This is a genomic window from Methanocorpusculum sp. (assembly GCF_030655665.1).
Taxonomy (GTDB): domain Archaea; phylum Halobacteriota; class Methanomicrobia; order Methanomicrobiales; family Methanocorpusculaceae; genus Methanocorpusculum.
Genome location: NZ_JAUSPQ010000010.1, coordinates 53,149 through 70,651 on the forward strand (window position 1 = coordinate 53,149; position 17,503 = coordinate 70,651).

13 protein-coding genes and 2 pseudogenes are annotated in these 17,503 nt (G+C 42.1%); 9 read left to right on the forward strand and 6 right to left on the reverse strand.

The window, feature by feature from the left end; all coding sequences use genetic code 11:
* Window positions 1-121 precede the first annotated feature (121 nt).
* Window positions 122-1,569, forward strand: a pseudogene (locus tag Q7J08_RS08905) (transposase).
* 1,718 nt (window positions 1,570-3,287) lie between these two features.
* Window positions 3,288-4,193 carry a hypothetical protein gene (locus Q7J08_RS08910; RefSeq protein ID WP_304911344.1) on the forward strand — a complete coding sequence of 302 codons (906 nt, stop codon included), beginning with the start codon at window positions 3,288-3,290 and terminating at the stop codon, window positions 4,191-4,193.
* A gap of 276 nt (window positions 4,194-4,469) precedes the next feature.
* Here the strand turns inward: Q7J08_RS08910 and Q7J08_RS08915 are convergent, their stop codons facing one another.
* From Q7J08_RS08915 to wecB (Q7J08_RS08935), 5 genes are read right to left on the reverse strand one after another with little or no spacing between them, the layout of a single operon-like run.
* The gene (locus Q7J08_RS08915) at window positions 4,470-5,636 is read right to left on the reverse strand and encodes a glycosyltransferase (RefSeq protein ID WP_304911345.1); all 1,167 of its coding nucleotides are present in this window, start codon (window positions 5,634-5,636) and stop codon (window positions 4,470-4,472) included.
* Window positions 5,633-6,763, reverse strand: a complete 1,131-nt coding sequence (gene wecB, locus Q7J08_RS08920) for a non-hydrolyzing UDP-N-acetylglucosamine 2-epimerase (protein ID WP_304911346.1) — start codon at window positions 6,761-6,763, stop codon at window positions 5,633-5,635. The genes Q7J08_RS08915 and wecB (Q7J08_RS08920) overlap by 4 nt, the downstream gene beginning before the upstream one ends.
* Entirely contained in the window at window positions 6,764-7,873 is a 1,110-nt protein-coding gene (locus Q7J08_RS08925; RefSeq protein ID WP_304911347.1) for an NAD-dependent epimerase/dehydratase family protein, read from the reverse strand. It lies immediately after the preceding gene.
* Window positions 7,870-8,904 carry a polysaccharide biosynthesis protein gene (locus Q7J08_RS08930; RefSeq protein WP_304911348.1) on the reverse strand — a complete coding sequence of 345 codons (1,035 nt, stop codon included), beginning with the start codon at window positions 8,902-8,904 and terminating at the stop codon, window positions 7,870-7,872. Before Q7J08_RS08930 ends, Q7J08_RS08925 begins: the two co-directional genes overlap by 4 nt.
* A complete protein-coding gene (gene wecB / locus Q7J08_RS08935) occupies window positions 8,901-10,004 on the reverse strand; it encodes a non-hydrolyzing UDP-N-acetylglucosamine 2-epimerase (protein WP_304911349.1) in 1,104 nt (367 codons plus the stop codon). Before wecB (Q7J08_RS08935) ends, Q7J08_RS08930 begins: the two co-directional genes overlap by 4 nt.
* A gap of 102 nt (window positions 10,005-10,106) precedes the next feature.
* Here wecB (Q7J08_RS08935) and Q7J08_RS08940 point away from each other — a divergent pair, with 102 nt between their 5' ends.
* Together Q7J08_RS08940 and Q7J08_RS08945 are read left to right on the forward strand one after the other, a co-directional pair.
* On the forward strand, window positions 10,107-11,339 hold the full coding sequence (locus tag Q7J08_RS08940) for a glycosyltransferase family 4 protein (RefSeq protein WP_304911350.1): 1,233 nt from the start codon (window positions 10,107-10,109) through the stop codon (window positions 11,337-11,339).
* Between the two features lie 100 nt (window positions 11,340-11,439).
* Window positions 11,440-12,440, forward strand: a pseudogene (locus tag Q7J08_RS08945) (IS5 family transposase).
* Between the two features lie 339 nt (window positions 12,441-12,779).
* On the opposite strand, the gene Q7J08_RS08950 reads toward Q7J08_RS08945, so the two are convergent.
* The gene (locus Q7J08_RS08950; RefSeq protein ID WP_304911430.1) at window positions 12,780-13,094 is read right to left on the reverse strand and encodes a holo-ACP synthase; all 315 of its coding nucleotides are present in this window, start codon (window positions 13,092-13,094) and stop codon (window positions 12,780-12,782) included.
* A gap of 80 nt (window positions 13,095-13,174) precedes the next feature.
* On the opposite strand from Q7J08_RS08950, the gene acpS reads away from it, so the two are divergent.
* The 5 genes from acpS to Q7J08_RS08975 are packed head-to-tail and all read left to right on the forward strand — an operon-like array spanning window position 13,175 to window position 17,498.
* Complete coding sequence (acpS, locus tag Q7J08_RS08955; RefSeq protein ID WP_304911351.1) at window positions 13,175-13,549, forward strand: holo-ACP synthase; 375 nt, start codon at window positions 13,175-13,177, stop codon at window positions 13,547-13,549.
* A 35-nt stretch (window positions 13,550-13,584) separates the two neighbouring features.
* Window positions 13,585-13,821 (forward strand): acyl carrier protein, encoded by a 237-nt coding sequence (locus Q7J08_RS08960; RefSeq protein WP_304911352.1) that lies wholly within the window; start codon window positions 13,585-13,587, stop codon window positions 13,819-13,821.
* Window positions 13,822-13,850: 29 nt separating this feature from the next.
* Window positions 13,851-15,245, forward strand: coding sequence for an AMP-binding protein (locus Q7J08_RS08965; RefSeq protein ID WP_304911353.1), 1,395 nt, complete (start codon window positions 13,851-13,853; stop codon window positions 15,243-15,245).
* The gene (locus tag Q7J08_RS08970; protein WP_304911354.1) at window positions 15,245-16,324 is read left to right on the forward strand and encodes an acyl-protein synthetase; all 1,080 of its coding nucleotides are present in this window, start codon (window positions 15,245-15,247) and stop codon (window positions 16,322-16,324) included. Before Q7J08_RS08965 ends, Q7J08_RS08970 begins: the two co-directional genes overlap by 1 nt.
* Window positions 16,311-17,498 (forward strand): acyl-CoA reductase, encoded by a 1,188-nt coding sequence (locus Q7J08_RS08975; RefSeq protein WP_304911355.1) that lies wholly within the window; start codon window positions 16,311-16,313, stop codon window positions 17,496-17,498. Before Q7J08_RS08970 ends, Q7J08_RS08975 begins: the two co-directional genes overlap by 14 nt.
* Window positions 17,499-17,503 lie beyond the last annotated feature (5 nt).

Consider the following 17,503-nt stretch of genomic DNA (forward strand, 5'->3'; position numbering starts at 1 on the left):
GCCCCAAACTCAATATGCAGCCTGACTTTGACAGTTGCAAAAATATCCTTCATCCAGACATCCCGTAAACGCAACAAAAGAGAAAACTAGTCCCTGTGAGCCGTCAATTTAATTTTGCACAATGAAAACCAACAGACGCACAGAGACACTCAGTATTACACCCACTCCTCACATATCTTTTCCGATTGGCCCTCTCCTCCTCAGCGAAAAAATGTTCACCTCCCTTGACCTCCCCTCCCTCTTCTCCCCGCTAAAAAAGAAAGGAATCGACATCTCTACCCTGATCAAATCCCTCCCCGCCTACAAACTCAGCGACAACTTCAGCATCAAACGTGCTCATACCTGGCTCATGCAGCCGGAAACCAGAGAATACTACGATCTCCCTTCGTTCACGGGAAAAACGCTGTATCGTCTTCTCGAAACGCTCGGTGAAAACAGCGGATTCATCATCTCCGGACTGCAGGACAGAATATTTTCCCGCTATCAGTTTGAGCACACCGACGTAAATCTCGACTGGACAAGCCTTGTTCTTCACGGAAGTGCCTCACCTTTGGGAAAATACGGCTACAGTCGTGACCATCGACCGGATAAACAGCAGATAACTCTTGGGATTACCGAACTTGCCCACCCGATCAATGTACCGATCGGCGTAACGGTGAAAGCCGGAAATGTGAATGACGTCACCCATTTTCGGTCAACGTTTCTTCAATCCCAGAAAAACTCACCGAAGGTTCCCTGATCATCTTCGATAAAGGAGCCGGATCAAAACAAAATCTGGAATTCATTGGAGCATGCAGGCATGACTATTTGACCGCAAAGAAACTGAACACCAGTGACGATAAGATCATAAAAACGTTTTGGCAGAGGGATCCGATCAAGATCAATCCGGAGGAGGCAGAACCAAACCACGGCATATACGGGATAAAGATCGTGAAACCCGGCAGTGTAACCTATTTCTATTTCTCGGAGGGGCTCGAGGCGCAGAATATGGATGCACTGTCATGGAAAGTTTACCGGCAGTTCATGGAAGCGGAGGTGATTCAGGAGTGTATTTCCCGAAACAGAAAGCTACCGAAGAAGATCGGGATCGCAAATCCGCTGGTGAAGATTTCCTATTCGGTTCAGACAAAACTCGTAGAGATGTCGGAAGAGGAAGCGATTGCCTTTCTCAGGGAGAAGCTGAATTCCGGAAGAGGAGGATTTTTCGCCCTAACTTCAAGCAGGAATTTGACACTTGCAGAAGCGCTTGAACGCTACCGAAAAAAGGATTCGATTGAGAAGATCTTTCATTCGCTGAAGAATGAGATCGAGATTAAACCACTGAGAGTATGGACGGAGAATAGTATTCGCGGCGCAACTCTGATCGGGTTTCTGGCACAGCTGTTTGTGTCTCTGGTTCGATATGAGGTGCCGGAAGTACGGCATGTGGCTACAAAATTCATCAAATATTCGCTGATGAATTTGACAGTTACGATGATGAAGGGGAAAGAGGGAGGTCGTCGATGTTTTTTTTCCAATTTTGATGCGCTGAATACGGCGATACTCGGGCTAAAATGCGGGGTGGGATGAGGGTGGAAAGGAGGATAAGAGGCAACTGTCAAATTCTCTTTTTCCCATTTTTGGAAGGGTGAGGAGCGAGAGCGCTAAAGGGGGGGGAATTGCCAACTGTCAAAGTTAGGATGCAGAGCGAAGAGATGATAAATCTCCCTATCATAAGCGACTAATCCCTTGTATCCCTCCAAAGTTAAAAACACCATTAATGGAAAGATATCTTTATCGATCACTTAAGAATCGCATTGAAGCTGAGGGATATCCACAAATTTTACCTAGATTCCTATCTCAAGTCCACACGTATCACAAATCCTCACCTGATCCATGCCAACTCTGAATAAAGAAACCATATATGTGGGCGTATAATATCGATGTTCATCCATTCCTTGAGAGATGCTTCAACAAATAACTCCTCATCAGCAATACTCTCACTATGACTATATATGTGAAGATTGCTTCTCACCTCATCAATAGCATCCATCGTAAATGATAGACTCATTGGAAGAACGCGCATAGATCTAAACGTATGTTCATAACGATTAGAAATGTTTGTCTTGCTACAAAACCTTCTGGTTACGTTGTAATGCTGGATCCCAACAAATTTCCGGTTGAAATCAGGAAAGATATCACTGATTCTCTGTTAGGAAGGCGTTGATTGAGAGGCCTGATGCTTTGTTGTGTTCACTGCTCACAGTGCGATAGGACCTTATCACCGGAAAGGATGGGTAAGCTAGGTTAGTATTTTCTCCCAGAGGTTATGATAGACTTTTTTTTAGTGCTGATATCAAGCGAGTTTTTACCTCCATTATCAAAGAGTACATTACATCCGAGAAATTTTGCGATTCGTTTGGTCTTTTCATTTTCACGATTAGATTAAATCATAGAAAAATACTGGGTTTAATAGGTATTTTCAAGTATTACTAAGTCAAATTATATTCAGATACAAATACAAAAAAGCATTGGACTGACATCTAATTAAGAATCTAAAGATTTATTATTCTACATGAAATTTGATTAATTAAATTAGATTATACTTGAGGAACAATTATATTATGCGACATAATGTAAGAACAGACAGATATTGTGGCTTGAACAATAATAGAGTATTTAAGCTATTATTTATATTATTTATAATTTATTATTGTATTATCATATGTAATGCATCAGGTTCAGTCTCATCTTATGCTCCAAATAACATTGGAATTCAATTATTTCAAGAATTAGAATCCGGATTTTTAAAATCGAATGTATGTTCTGTTAGTCATCTGATTTGCCTTATTGGATCCATAGTTACCTCACTTCAAATTAGTGTAATATTTACCTATCCCTTAGGATTATTGTTAATCTCATTATTGGCATTTTCACTTTCATATGCTTTATTCAAAAATCAGTTACTTGCTATTTCTATTACTATAATTCAGATACATATTTTTGACGCAGCAGCATATTCAATATTTTCACATACATTTTCCTCAATGTTTCTCTTATTGGCATTATATATTCTGATATTATATCTTCTTGGTCGGATTTCACACACACAATTTATTATTACTCAATGTATATGCGCGTTCTCAATCTATTTTTCTTCATATGATATTTTCCCCATCTATTCCCTAATATACATAACATATGTAGCTTTAATTTTATTGTCATTGCTAATTGGACGACTAAGTAGCTCTCTCCATCCACTTCTTGTTACTAATGTACATAATTACTTGAAAAAAGGGATTATCTTAATGGCAATATTATCCACTATATTACTCTTATATATGGATTTTATATACGATACTGCAATAGAATATATCTCATCAAATGCAGATCTCACCAATTTCAGCGAATTTATTGCGCGATTGTTCACTGGAGGAGGTAGCACTGGGGGGTCTGTACTTTCTGGTGGATCAACTTATTCACTATATGGATATATTTCATATGCAATACTGGGAGTCTTTATATTAATTTATCTAATCAGTATATTAGTCAACAAAGAGAATACAAACTCACAACTAGATTATATTATTTTGTCTTGTTTTTTGGGATTGGGGTTTTTTGGAATAATTCGACTGTTAATAGGCTCAACTGGTTTTTTATCATTCTCTTTTACATTTGTTTGTCTAATTATACCAAGGATATGGTATTTGAATTACAGAACACCATTACACACAAAAAAAACGTTTATACGAATATCAAAATATTTTAAGTTAGGTTGCAGTGTACTGCTGATATTATTGCTTATAACATCAGTCACACACGCCGTAAATATTCTTGATAGCACATCACAGAATAACTATGAATCATTAAATAATGCTGGATCATATTGGATGGAGAATTTTATCCCTAAAAATTCTATGAAATATAGCGATTTTATAACCGGTGGCCTCATGAATATGTTGTTGTATGAAAATAAAGGATATACTTACAATACGCAATTGACCTATTATTCACAAGATATAATATTTAAAATAACAAAAACAGATAACACAATTCTGCTTAATGAATACCTCGTAATAAATCCAAAGATGATTTCTGCTCCAGCAACGAATGATGATTGGTCACAAGTATACCCATACCAAATGGCCAAATCTGTAATAAATCATCATGAAATAAATATATTATATTCATCTCCCATACTCATCTGCAGATGATATCAAGTAATACTTTGTATGAGTATTTATCAGAATCTATGCAATCGATAGCCAGACCTGTTTAACCCGGAATAAGATTGTTTGGTCAAAATATTTTTTTTGACAAAAAATTGACAGTTCATATTCTGGATTCCCATATCTCTTTAAATTGAGCTAGAATATTTGGTGATTACATATATCTTCTAAGAAATACACGTTTTAGAAAGAGTTGTTCACCGAACTATCAAATATGAGTGTGGATATTTTGGAGATTTTCAGTTAACTGTTAAAGTCAAGTTATCTTAATTTTGAATAAAGAGATTCATACTCTTTTACTATGCACTCCCAGTTAAATCTGTTTACAATCAAATCCATTTCCTTATTTTTGAAAATCAGTGATAATTGATTGTCTAAAAGGACAGATAATACTCCTTCTGCAATCCTTTGTGGAGTTGCCTCCGTAACAAATCCTACATCGCCATCAATCCATCCAAGATCATCACCTGATGTCGTTGTCACAATGGGAACTTGGCAGGCACAAGCTTCAAGAAACGTGACAGGAAATCCCGAATATGTGGGAGTTACAAATACATCTGCATCCATCAATGCCATTTTCTTCTCTTCAATAGTAACAAATCCAGTTTGAATTACATAATCGCAGATACATAGTTCCTCAATAAGAGATAATAGGCGTGTTGAGTATTCTTTATTTTCACAAGGACCAACAAGTATCAAACGAGTGTCAGGAATAACTTTATGTGTAAATGCAAATGCACGAATTAGGAGATCTATCCCTTTTGATGGGTGCAAACGCCCAACAAAGATAATACATTTTGTTGTATCCGTTAATCCATATTTTCGTCTGAATTCTCCATGTGCTGGTAGAGGGAAATAGTTGGAATCAATTCCATTCGGCAAGATATGAATGCAATCGGGTAAAATACCAAGATGACGATAACTCGTATTTTCCAATTCAGAAAGAGCAACAACGGCAACAGCGTCATGCAAAAGTCGCTTGCCAAATATCGCATCAAATAGCGTTTTAATAACTGACTTGTTATTTTTTGGAAGTGCTCCATGTGCTTGAATCAAATAAGGCACGTTATATTTCCTAGCATAGTGGGCAGTTATTACTGTTAATAATGATCTATAATCATGGATGTGAATAAAGTCATATCTATTAATCGTATTTCTAATGATTCTAATAGATTTTAAAGATGGAATCATTCCAAGACGTCGATTCAAATAATCTATCTTATTTATCCCAAAATAGCATATAGAGAGATTCTCAGCCATCACAAACTCATTGTCTTTTAAACCATGTTGTTGAGATCGGTTAAGTGTGTATACGGTTATTAAATGACCTTGCTTTGCTAGCTCCATTGATATTTCATATGACACACGTGCAACCCCCCCTGACTCCCACATGGGTTTAAATGATTCAGTAACTTGCAATATTTTCATAAAATACCCCACCATCCATTGCTCAGCCCTGCCGTTCCCAGCACCAGCTTTACAACCCGCTCAGCAGTATTCGCAACCTCATACTCAGCCGGTGCCTGCCGCTTTACATCAGCTCCACGCTTATCCATCACCAAAGCAACAGAAGCCAGCACAACATCAGGATCCAGCCCCGTCATAATGATCGATCCGGCATCAAGTGCCTCAGGCCGCTCGATCGCCTCACGGATCGTCACCGCAGGAAACTTCATCACTGCCGCTTCTTCCGAGATCGTCCCGCTGTCTGAAATAGAACAAAGAGAATGCATCTCCAGATGCACATAATCAAAGAACCCGAAAGGCTTTAGGAATCGCACGCGGGGATCCATCTCAACACTGGATAAGCTCCCCAGCCGCTTGCGTGTACGAGGATGCGTCGAGACGATCACCGGGACATCATACTCCTTTGCAAGAGTATTCAGAACCGTCAGGATGCTCTTCAGATGCGCAGGATTATCCACATTCTCCTCACGGTGAGCACTCACGACAAAATACTTCTGATCTGCAAGTCCCAGTTCCTCAAGAATCTTTGAACTCAGAATTCGGTCTTCATACTTATGCAGGACCTCATACATCGGCGAACCCGTCAGATAGATCCTCCGATGCTGCAGTCCTTCGGATAGCAGATGCCGCCTGGCATGCTCCGTGTACACCAGATTGAAGTCCGCAATATGATCAATGATTTTGCGGTTGATCTCTTCGGGAACGTTGAAGTCAAAACATCTGTTTCCAGCCTCCATATGATAGATGGGTATCTTGAGCCGCTTGGCCATAATACCGGCAATACTGCTGTTGGTGTCTCCAAGAATGAGGACGGCATCAGGACGTTCTGCCCGCATAATCTCTTCTGCTTTGATGAGAATGCCGCCTAGAACGTTTCCAAGCGAGGATGTATCCACGTTCATGAAGTAATCCGGCTTTCGAATCTCCAGTTCCTTAAAGAAAATCTCATTCAGCTCGTAATCATAATTCTGACCGGTGTGAACGATGATCTGGTTGACATACTTGTCCAGTTCCTGCATCACGCAAGCCAGGCGGATGATCTCCGGGCGGGTGCCCACAATGGTCAGGACTTTTAATGTGCTTTTCATTTATACCTCCTCAAAATAGGTGTCAGAATCATTTGGATCAAAGAGCTCATTGATCCAGAAAATCGTCAGGAGTTCCTCATCTCCCATGTTTTTGATATTATGCGTGTAGTAGATCGGCATGTCGATACAGGCCGGTTTGTCTCCACTGACTTCATATTCGTTAACAATGTCGGTTCCGACACGCCGCGTTTGAATCAGTGCTTTGCCTTTTACCACACAGAACCGCTCTATTTTGCGCAGATGATAATGATTCCCGCGGGTGATACCCAGGACAGTCGTTGAAAATGAAGTCTGACCACCCGTCATCTCCTTCATGACCTCAACAAAGGTCCCCCGCGGATCGGTATGCAGCTCCGGATAGATGGGCATGATATCGTTTGCAAAACTGCGGAAGGTGTTGAAGAGGTTGACATCGAATCTGGTTGACAAGGAGGGGATCATTCCCTTTTCAAAATACCATACCTTAAACTCTTCCAGTTTGGCAAGGAGTCCGCTGACGCTGATCTCAGCAACTGGCTGCGGGGAGATGACAGTTGACGCCTCATCATGCAGATGAGCGATGAACTCCTTTGCCAGATCGCCCACATAGATCAGATTCATCACTGCGTCGACATCAACTCTTGGCGTCTCGTTGTGCGTCAGCTGATGACAGAAGGTTGCGACGACAGTGTTATAATAAGGTCTGCTGAACGGCCCGAATACATTCGGGATGACAAAGTGGGAGAAGACCGCATGGTTCTTTTCTGCCCATGCTGCAAACAGTTCAGCTCCTTCTCTCTTTGAGGTGCCATAGAGATTGCCTCTGATTTCCTGCGTGGATGAGGAGAAGAGAATATGCGGAACCGCGCCTGAAGCTTCCATTGCCGCGATGAGTTTTTTAACGAGCGAGATATTGGTTGCATAGACTTCCTTCTCATCACCGCGGTTCATGGCAGCAAGATGAATAACGGCATCACAGCTTTTCACAAACTCCTGCAGTCCGGCAGGATCATTGAAGTAGTCTTTTTCGAAGGGGATTATCTCATATTTTTCCGGAAATAAGCGGAGATGCTGCACTGTGTGATAACCGATGAAGCCGTTCTGTCCGGTTATGCCGACTCTGAGTTTCATACGATCGGGTGTTTAAGTGCTTCCTGTATTTCCCTAAGTGAGAGCAGAAGTTCCTTGGTCTCGTAGAGGCTTAAGCGTCTGGTGTTGAATGAATTGTAATCTTCTGTTGGAACAGGGACCGATTTTCCTTCGGAGAAGTATTTGTCGTAATCGATCTTTTCCAGATTCCGGATCCGGTAGTAGTCATCATACTCCACCGCCTTCATCAGTTCTTCGCGTGTCACCAACGTCTCATGCATCTTCTCTCCCTCCCGTATACCTATGGATTTTATTTCGGTGTCCGGCTTGAAGAGATCACGCATCGCCTCTGCCATATGCTGAACTGTGGCTGCCGGTGATTTCCGGACATGGATGTCGCCGTTCTCACCATTTGCCATCGCAAAGAGCACAAGGTCGATCGCGACCGGAAGCGGAAGAAGGAAGCGCGTCATGTTCGGCTCGGTAACGGTGATCGGAAGGCCGCGCTGCATCTGCTCTAAGAAAAAGGGAAAGACCGATCCGCGGGAGTACATGACATTTCCATAACGGACTCCGCAGAAGATAGTCTCGGAACGAGACGAGCGTGCCTTGGCAAGCATGAGTTTTTCCATGAGTGCTTTGGTCATGCCCATAGCGTTGATGGGATAGACTGCTTTATCGGTGCTGAGAATGACGACTTTCTCGACATTCTGCTCCTCGGCAGAGTCAAGAACATTGGAGGCACCAAGGATATTGGTTTTGATTGCTTCAAGCGGGAAAAACTCGCAGGAAGGAACCTGCTTTAAAGCTGCTGCGTGGAAGACGTAGTCAACATCGTTTTTCATGACTTTCGTAACAGAGTCTTTGTCCCGAACATCCCCGACAATAAAAGTCAGTTTATCGTTCTGGAACTCGTTCCTCATATCAAACTGCTTCTTTTCGTCGCGGCTGAAGATGATAATCTCGTTTGGGTCGGCTACCTCAAGGATCTTTTCAACGACCTGATGACCAAAGGAGCCGGTTCCGCCGGTCACGAGAATCGTTTTATTATTAAGGGACTGCTGGTAACTCATGCTATCTTTGTAATTATATGGAGCACATCGCGTATAATACGTTCTGAAACACCTGGTTCGCCGAAGGGATTCGGCCATTTTCTTTCTGTATGAAGCATAGCTTCCACAGCATCAAGAATTGATTCAGGTCTGGTTCCGGCAAGAATATTGGCCCCAATTTGAACCGTTTCCGGGCGTTCAGTATCATCCCGCAGGGTCACACAGGGCGTATGCAAGATGCAGGCCTCCTCCTGCATGGAACCCGAGTCGGTGAGTATAACTGACGCGTGTGTCTCCAACTGAAGAAAATCCATGTAACCAAGCGGCTCTGTTATCAGAATATTTTCCGGGATCAGCTTATGCATCGCAAGCACTTTTTTTGTACGCGGGTGACAGGGAAATATGACCGGATATGCGTACTTTGCAGAGATGAAATCCAGGGTGTTCAGAATCGTTTGCAGTTTGTTCGGACTGTCGGTATTTTCCGGGCGATGGAGGGTAAGCAGGAAGTATTTTTCAGGCTCGAGACTGAGTCGTTGTAAGATGTCAGAGCATACTGCTGCAGTATCCTTGCTGCTGGTGACGACATCGACGATAGGGTCCCCGCTGACGATGATCCGATTATCCGGAATCCCTTCTTTGAGAATATTTTGTCTGGTCCATTCGTTTGGAGTAAACAGGTAATCCGCAATCTGATCGATCATAAGCCGGTTCAGCTCTTCAAGCATGGATCGGTTATAACTCCGTCTTCCGGCTTCGATATGGCAGACTGGTATGTGAAGCTTTGCGGCTGCAAGGGCCCCGGCAAGGGCTGAGTTGGGGTCGCCGAGAACGAGGACGATGTCCGGCTTTTCTTTGAGCAGGATCTGTTCGATACCTATGAGCATTTTCCCGGTCTGCTCCCCGTGCGGGGCTGAACCGATGTGGAGGTTGTAGCTGGGTTCCGGGAGCTCAAGGTCGTTGAAGATGAGTGTGTCAAGCTCATAAGAATAATGCTGGCCGGTATGGATAAGCGTGAATGGGATGGTTAGTTTGATGCAGGTCTGGATGAGTGCAGAGAGTTTGATGATTTCTGGTCTGGTTCCTAGGATGAATACTATTTTCTTGTATGTTTGATACATCACATAGCCTCAAAATATGATTCCACTTCGATTAATTCCATCTGTAATAGATATTTGTGATTTTCACAATTAATTTATTCTATTGTCGATAATAGATAGTTAATGAATCTTTTGTTGATATCTCCTGTGTTTCCTCCAGAGATTGGAAGTTCAGCTCAAATATACTATGATTTGGCAACTGGGTTTTGTAATAAAGGGCATACGGTACATGTTTTAACTTCATACCCCCGGTATTATAACCTCCCTGATGATGTCCTGTTATCAAATATCCCGTTAGATGAAACTGATCATGGCATTAATATTCACCGCGTTCAGCATCATGCCCCGGGTGTAGAAAACATGATCCTTAGGGGGGGTGAACATTTCTATATGCCATTTTTTTATTTTCGGAGATACAAGTCGCTTAGAAAGGAATTGGGCATAAAATTTGATGCGTGTATAATTCATTCTCCTCCGTTGCCGTTCTGCTATCTTGCTCAATTCATTAAAAAATATGACGGCACACCATCAATTATAAATTATCAGGATTTTCATCCGGGAGAATTAATTAAAGCAGGTGTTGTCAAAAACCAACTCTGGATAAAAATACTGGAGCATATTGAACATAAAGCATACACTCAGGCAGATTTTATCACATCTCATTCTCGTGGGGGTATTGAATATATGGTAGCCCGTGGTGCAAACCCCAATAAAATAGCCAATATATTTAACAGCGTTGACTTAAATGTTCTTGATAATCCAAATATTATCAGTGATTACAAACTAAAAGAAAATATTGAGGATAAATATCTCATCTCATTTGCGGGAAGAATCATGTCAGACGGCGGGTATGATCGGATATTAAATGTTGCGCACAGTTTACAGGATGTAACAGAAATCGTGTTTTATATCGTAGGAAACGGTCCATACAAACAAGAACTAGAACGTCTGATTCATGAAAGAAAGATTACAAATATTACGACACGTAACTTCTTACCAAGAGATGAATATATAAATTTAATTAAATCATCGGATTTATCCATTGTTTCATTGGATCAAACTGATTCATGTCCTTGTTTCCCTGGAAAAATAATGAATATTATGGCTTTGAAGCGACCTATACTTGCCTTCTTATCATCTGATAGTGATGCTGCCAAAACAATCCTTGAGGCAAATGCTGGTATAATAATATCTACAGAAACAGTGCCGGAAATCCGGGATAAAATATTAAATCTAAAGGATCATCTGGAGTTATGTATTGAGTATGGAGAAAAAGGGAGAGAATTCGTGTTAAATAATATGACACTAGATGTTGCAACCTCAAGATACGAAAGTATTATTCAGAATCTGAACTGAGAATAACATTCCTTACGATGAGAGATACTATATGAGAATTTCTAACAACCCTTTTTTTCCCGACAGAAAGTACTTTCTCTCCGTACGTTGAGTAGTATGTATGGGGACTTTCAGCAGCTTTGGTCTCAACCAGGCATATCACGAACGTTATGAAAAACTTGGCGACCGCCTCTCCGATGTTGGTAAAACACTTGATTGGGATGTTTTTCGTCCTCTTCTTGAATCCATGTATGCAAATAAATCCGACAAGGGTGGTCATCCCAATGTCGATGTAATACTCATGTTTAAGATTCAGCTTCTGGAAGTCTGGTATAATCTGTCTGATCTCGCTGTTGAACGTGAAATTTATGATCGTCTCTCCTTTTGGCATTGTAAGTGAGGGCGTTAGCCCGAAACGGTGAGCAAGATTTTATCTTGCGAACTCTCGGGTGTCCTGACAAAATACCCGACAATTCAACGATCTGGTTATTTCGGGAGCGTATGTCCGAATCAGGCGTTGACACAGTGGTTTGGCAGGAGTTTCAGAGGCAGCTTGACCTGAAAGGTCTCAAAATTGAACAAGGCATGATTCAGGATGCAACGTTTGTGTATGCTGAACCCGGTCATTGTAAGAAAGACACGCCGCGAGGAGATCAGGCAAAAACACGACGGGATAAAGATGGAAAAATCATGTCCAAGAATGGCAAAATACACTATGGTTATAAACTTCATACCATTATGGATACAACGCATGATCTTATTCGACGCATTGAAACCACCACGGCAAATGTTCATGATAGTCAGGTGGATCTGTCAGAAAAAGGGGAAGTGGTCTATCGGGATCGGGGATATCAGGGAGCAAAATGTAAGGGATATAGTGCCACAATGAAACGGGGAGCGAGAGGACATCCAATTGGAATACGAGATAAACTGAGAAATATGCGAATAAGTAGGAAGAGATCAAAGGGGGAGAGACCCTATGCAGTGATCAAAAATGTTTTTCATGCAGGGTTGGTGAAGGTAACAACGCTGCAAAGAGTACGAGTCAAAAATATGCTGGCTGCATTTTGTTATAATATGTATCAGCTAAAGACCATAGATTTGAAGAAGTCAGGAGCGTAAGCTTTCGAATTTTTTTAGAAAATAGAGGGGAAAATTAGGGAAATGGTTATGTGAATCTGTTTTTTGGGGGGGGGTGGAAAGGCAAAAGAGATTGGGCGACTTCATCATCTTAAAAAAAAAGGGTTGGTAGATATTCTCTATATTAAATTTGATGGAACTGTTTTCCTTAATATTTAGGAGAGTTGACATAACTGATATTTTTCATCTGAACGATGAAACCGAAAATACAGTTGCATATCTTTTAATGGTTAATTTTTCATTTTCATTTTACTAAACCAACAATAGTAATATCCATTAAATGTAGACATAGGGCTCATAATATCTGGTGTAATCCCACGATCATACAGACTCTTCCATACACACTACCGCAAACCCCACTGACTCCCTCTCACTATGGGATATGCTGATTTTTATCTCATGATCAACATTGTCCAATACATCACAAACACGTGCCCTTGGAACCCCCAGCTGATCCAAAACAACCTCAACATCCCAAAGCCTTATTCTTATGCCAAATCCCGAAAATGCTTTCACCACAGCCTCTTTTGCTGCAAACCGTGCTGCATAATGTTCGCCATGGGAAGATTGAGAATTGCAGTACTCCTGCTCAGCCTTGGAAAAAAAACGATCCATAAACTGTTCATCAGCAAGGATGTCCGGACCAAACCGGGAATTTTTATACTATCTCTCCAAATTTCCTCTGCATATACTTTTATTCCATACAAAATCGATATATGAAGTACATGTTCCTATCCGGCGTCGACATAGTCACCATATCCCGCTTCAATGACCCATCCCTACAGAAGCAAACCTTTCTCAACCTTTGTTTCACCCCCGCCGAACAAACCTACTGCCTCTCTAAAACTGACCCGAGTCCGCACTTCGCCGCACGCTTCGCTGCAAAGGAAGCCGTCATTAAAGCTCTCTCTGGTCTGGATCTCACCCTTCCCTATAACAAAATAGAAGTCCGCAATCAGCATAATAGTCGTCCCTATCTAAAATTCTATACAGACAATGAAGATATTCTCTCCTTGAAATCAGACATAAGCCTTAGCCACTCGGAAACATCTGCCATAGCTGTTGTTATCATATACACCAATGAAAAATAAACTATAAGACAACATAAAGAGAATAACTATCATCTATGTCCAACGTGGAAAAATACAACAATGCTTTCACAGAAGCCTTCGGAATCAATGATTCAAAACTTATAGGATTAATATATCAGAGTATTCCTGAATGGGATTCGGTTGGGCACATGAGTTTGATTGCAGCCCTTGAAGATGCCTTTGACATCATGATGGAAACGGATGACATCATTGATCTTTCTTCCTATGAAAAAGGAAAAGAAATACTTGCTAAATACGACATTGAATTTTGAATAACTCAATGTGCTAATGGTAACCGCCCATGTCATTTTTCAACTCGCTCGAGAATTACGGACAAAAAACAGCTTTGATAACCGATGATGGTATTGAAGTCGGGTATCAGCAATTAGTGAAGGATGCAGACAGAGTTGCCGGTTTCATCACAAAACGCTCTCTGGTATTTTGTGTGTGCAGCAACAACCTCGAGTCAGTTGCCGGATATCTGGGATTTCTGCGTGCTAGAATAGTTCCTGTCCTGATCAATCCTGATGTCGACAGAGAGTTGTATTCCGAACTGGAACATACGTATCAGCCCTCCTTCGTGTGGGCACCAAAACAGTTTTCTGAAAAAGAATGTGTGTACTCATACGGAGCGTATGAACTGACAAAAACCGACTACTATAAAGAACACGACCTCTATCCGGAACTTGCGCTCTTGTTGACGACGTCCGGCAGTACCGGAAGCCCAAAATTAGTCCGACAGTCCTACCAAAATATTGAGAGTAACACATATTCAATTATGGAGTATCTGAATATTGCTAGAGAAGACCGCGCTATAACTACGCTTCCTCTTAGCTATACGTATGGCCTTTCTATTCTTCACACACACCTTACAGCAGGGGCCACCGTAATTCTGACCGATGCATCCCTCATGAGCAAGTCGTTCTGGACACTGCTCAAAGATAAGAAGGCGACAACGTTCGGAGGCGTCCCATACACTTACGAGATGCTCAAAAAGCTCAGATTTGCACGCATGGATCTGCCGTCCCTCTCTTATGTCACACAGGCGGGAGGCAAGTTGTCCAAAGAACTGTCTCTTGAGTTTGCCACAGTCTGCAAAGAGAAGGGCATAAAATTCATCGTTATGTACGGCCAGTCTGAAGCTACCGCACGTATGTCCTATCTTCCGTGGGAATATGCCATTTCCAAAGCCGGAAGCATGGGAATTGCAATCCCACACGGAAAGTTCCGGCTCATTGACGAAACTGAGAATACGATCACTGCTCCCCATATTACCGGGGAGCTTGTTTACGAGGGAGCAAATGTCACTCTCGGTTATGCTGATGCCGTGGAAGATCTTGCAAAAGGTGATGAACGGTATGGAGTTCTCCTGACTGGAGATATGGCGGAGATGGATGAGGATGGATTTTTCTATATTGTCGGCCGCAAAAAAAGATTCTTGAAAATCTACGGCAATCGGGTGAACCTTGATGAGGTCGAGGGTCTGCTGAAATCAAAAGGATACGACTGTGCTGTAGGGGGTGTGGATGACCATATGAAGATCTTTGTGACTGATGAAACTAAATGCGAGGAAGTGAGACATTTCGTCAGTGAAAAGACAGGGCTGAACCCTGCGGCGTTTTCATCAGCTTATATTCCTGCGATTCCGCGGAATGAAGCAGGCAAGGTCCTGTATACCCATCTCGAGGAGGTCTGATGTCAGTTGTTGAAAAACTGCTCGCAGAGGAGCCGTTCTCTTTGTCCCATGAAGAAAAAAAACAACTGTATGAAAAAGAGCTTGGAAATCTGACAAAGAACAGTTATGCAAGTTGCGGTCTCTACAAAAAAATTCTTGACATTCTGGTTTATGATGCATCTGCTGAGCACAAAATAGAAGAGTTCCCGTTTCTGCCGGTTCGTCTGTTTAAAGAGTATGATCTTTTGAATGTACCGAGGGAGGCAGTGGTAAAAACCATGACCTCATCAGGGACGACAGGACAGAGAGTTTCAAAAATATATCTCGACCGGACAACTTCAACAAATCAGACAAAGGTTCTGACAAAAATATGTTCCGAGTTTCTAGGGAATAAGCGCCGCCCAATGCTGATAATCGATTCAAAGTCGGTATTAAAAGATCGAAATATGTTTTCTGCCCGAGGGGCGGGCATTATTGGCTTTTCAATGCTTGGACGCGGTGCGACATATGCGCTTGATGAGGATCTGCATTTGGATTTGGATGCAGTCAATGCATTTTTGGGAAAGTATGCCGGGGAGCCTATCATGCTCTTTGGTTTTACCTCAATTATCTGGGAGCATTTCTTCAAGGAACTGGAGCGGGTCGACACGAAACTTCCACTCGATGGTGCAGTTGTGATCCATGGCGGGGGATGGAAGAAGCTGATTGATCAGCAGGTGGACAATGAGATATTTAAAAAATCTCTTGCCAGCCGCTGCGGAGATATTACGGTCCTGAATTATTACGGCATGGTTGAACAGACCGGATCGATTTTCATGGAGTGTGAGTGTGGAAGACTGCATGCTTCGAACTACTCGGATGTCATTATCAGGAATCCGGATGATTTTTCCGTTTGCGGGGTTGGAGAGCCGGGTATTGTCCAGTTGGTCTCACTCCTTCCAGAATCATATCCCGGACACAGCATTTTAACGGAAGATATCGGTGAACTTATCGGAGAGGATGACTGTCCATGCGGCAGGCACGGAAAGACATTTGTTATTCATGGCAGAATAAAAAATGCTGAGATCAGGGGGTGCAGTGATACATATGAACGAAAGTAAAATCACCTGGATCGTCGGAAATTCGGTTCCGAAATACATAGTGTTTGAACCTTATGCTGATGTTGTCTGCAGTTTTCTGAGTGACCTTTCACAGAATCTGCTTAAAAATCAAACAGCGGGTCAGTACCCTGATATTATTTCGTTTGCATATTTCTGTCGGAAAGCGAACATCCATAAAAAGAAGGAAAATTTTGCAGAGCAGAGGATTCGACTTGGCCGGGGAATAATTTTTCACATTGCCCCGTCGAATGTTCCGGTAAATTTTGCATTTTCCTATGTGTTCGGACTGCTTGCAGGTAATGGCAATATTGTCCGTGTTCCATCCAAAGAATATCCTCATATCGAGATCATCTGCAGTGCAGTTAATCAGGTCCTGGAAGATCCGAAATATGCTGAAATTAAAGCTTCAACTGCTTTTGTCCGTTACGGCCATGAGGATGAGGTGACAGAATATTTCTCTTCAATCTCTCAGGGAAGGATCATCTGGGGCGGGGATTCAGCGATTGCGTATATCCGTAAGTTTTCTCTTCCCCCAAGAGGAGTGGATATTGCATTTTCTGATCGTTACTCCTTTGCAGTAATTGATTCCGATGCAGTTTTGAAGGCGGATGAAAAGGAGATGGGGAGAGTTGCATATGCGTTTTATAATGATACGTATCTGATGGACCAGAATGCCTGTTCTTCTCCGCAGCTTGTTGTCTGGATTGGGGACCATTATCACGAAGCACAGCAGCGGTTTTGGCATGCGGTATCTGCAGCAGCAGAAAAGAAGTATACGCTTCAACCGGTGTCTGTGGTTGATAAATTTACGAAGCTTTGTATTGAGGCGATAGAGAATCCGTATGTGATGAGAGTTACACGCTATGGAAACGTGCTGTATGCTGCTGACTTAAGAGAACTGCCTGATGATGCTGATAAGTTGCGCGGGACCTGCGGGTATTTCTATCAATATTTGTGTAAGGATATTGATGCGATTTCCCGCATGGTTAATGAGAAGTATCAGACTCTGGTATATTATGGGCTTTCACCGATACAATTATCTGAGTTTGTGGTGAATAATCAGTTGAGAGGGATTGACCGGATTGTTCCCGTTGGTCAGGCGTTGGATATCGATGTTATCTGGGATGGATATGATCTGGTTAGAACACTGTCAAGGATCGTGGATGTGAGGTAGAGGCT

What these genes read in the sequence shown, in the direction of transcription:
- Q7J08_RS08910 (WP_304911344.1), top strand. Translation starts at nt 3,288, where the DNA reads ATGGCAATATTATCCACTATATTACTCTTATATATGGATTTTATATAC.
- Q7J08_RS08915 (WP_304911345.1), bottom strand. Translation starts at nt 5,636, where the DNA reads ATGAAAATATTGCAAGTTACTGAATCATTTAAACCCATGTGGGAGTCA.
- wecB (WP_304911346.1), bottom strand. Translation starts at nt 6,763, where the DNA reads ATGAAAAGCACATTAAAAGTCCTGACCATTGTGGGCACCCGCCCGGAG.
- Q7J08_RS08925 (WP_304911347.1), bottom strand. Translation starts at nt 7,873, where the DNA reads ATGAAACTCAGAGTCGGCATAACCGGACAGAACGGCTTCATCGGTTAT.
- Q7J08_RS08930 (WP_304911348.1), bottom strand. Translation starts at nt 8,904, where the DNA reads ATGAGTTACCAGCAGTCCCTTAATAATAAAACGATTCTCGTGACCGGC.
- wecB (WP_304911349.1), bottom strand. Translation starts at nt 10,004, where the DNA reads ATGTATCAAACATACAAGAAAATAGTATTCATCCTAGGAACCAGACCA.
- Q7J08_RS08940 (WP_304911350.1), top strand. Translation starts at nt 10,107, where the DNA reads ATGAATCTTTTGTTGATATCTCCTGTGTTTCCTCCAGAGATTGGAAGT.
- acpS (WP_304911351.1), top strand. Translation starts at nt 13,175, where the DNA reads ATGAAGTACATGTTCCTATCCGGCGTCGACATAGTCACCATATCCCGC.
- Q7J08_RS08960 (WP_304911352.1), top strand. Translation starts at nt 13,585, where the DNA reads ATGTCCAACGTGGAAAAATACAACAATGCTTTCACAGAAGCCTTCGGA.
- Q7J08_RS08965 (WP_304911353.1), top strand. Translation starts at nt 13,851, where the DNA reads ATGTCATTTTTCAACTCGCTCGAGAATTACGGACAAAAAACAGCTTTG.
- Q7J08_RS08970 (WP_304911354.1), top strand. Translation starts at nt 15,245, where the DNA reads ATGTCAGTTGTTGAAAAACTGCTCGCAGAGGAGCCGTTCTCTTTGTCC.
- Q7J08_RS08975 (WP_304911355.1), top strand. Translation starts at nt 16,311, where the DNA reads ATGAACGAAAGTAAAATCACCTGGATCGTCGGAAATTCGGTTCCGAAA.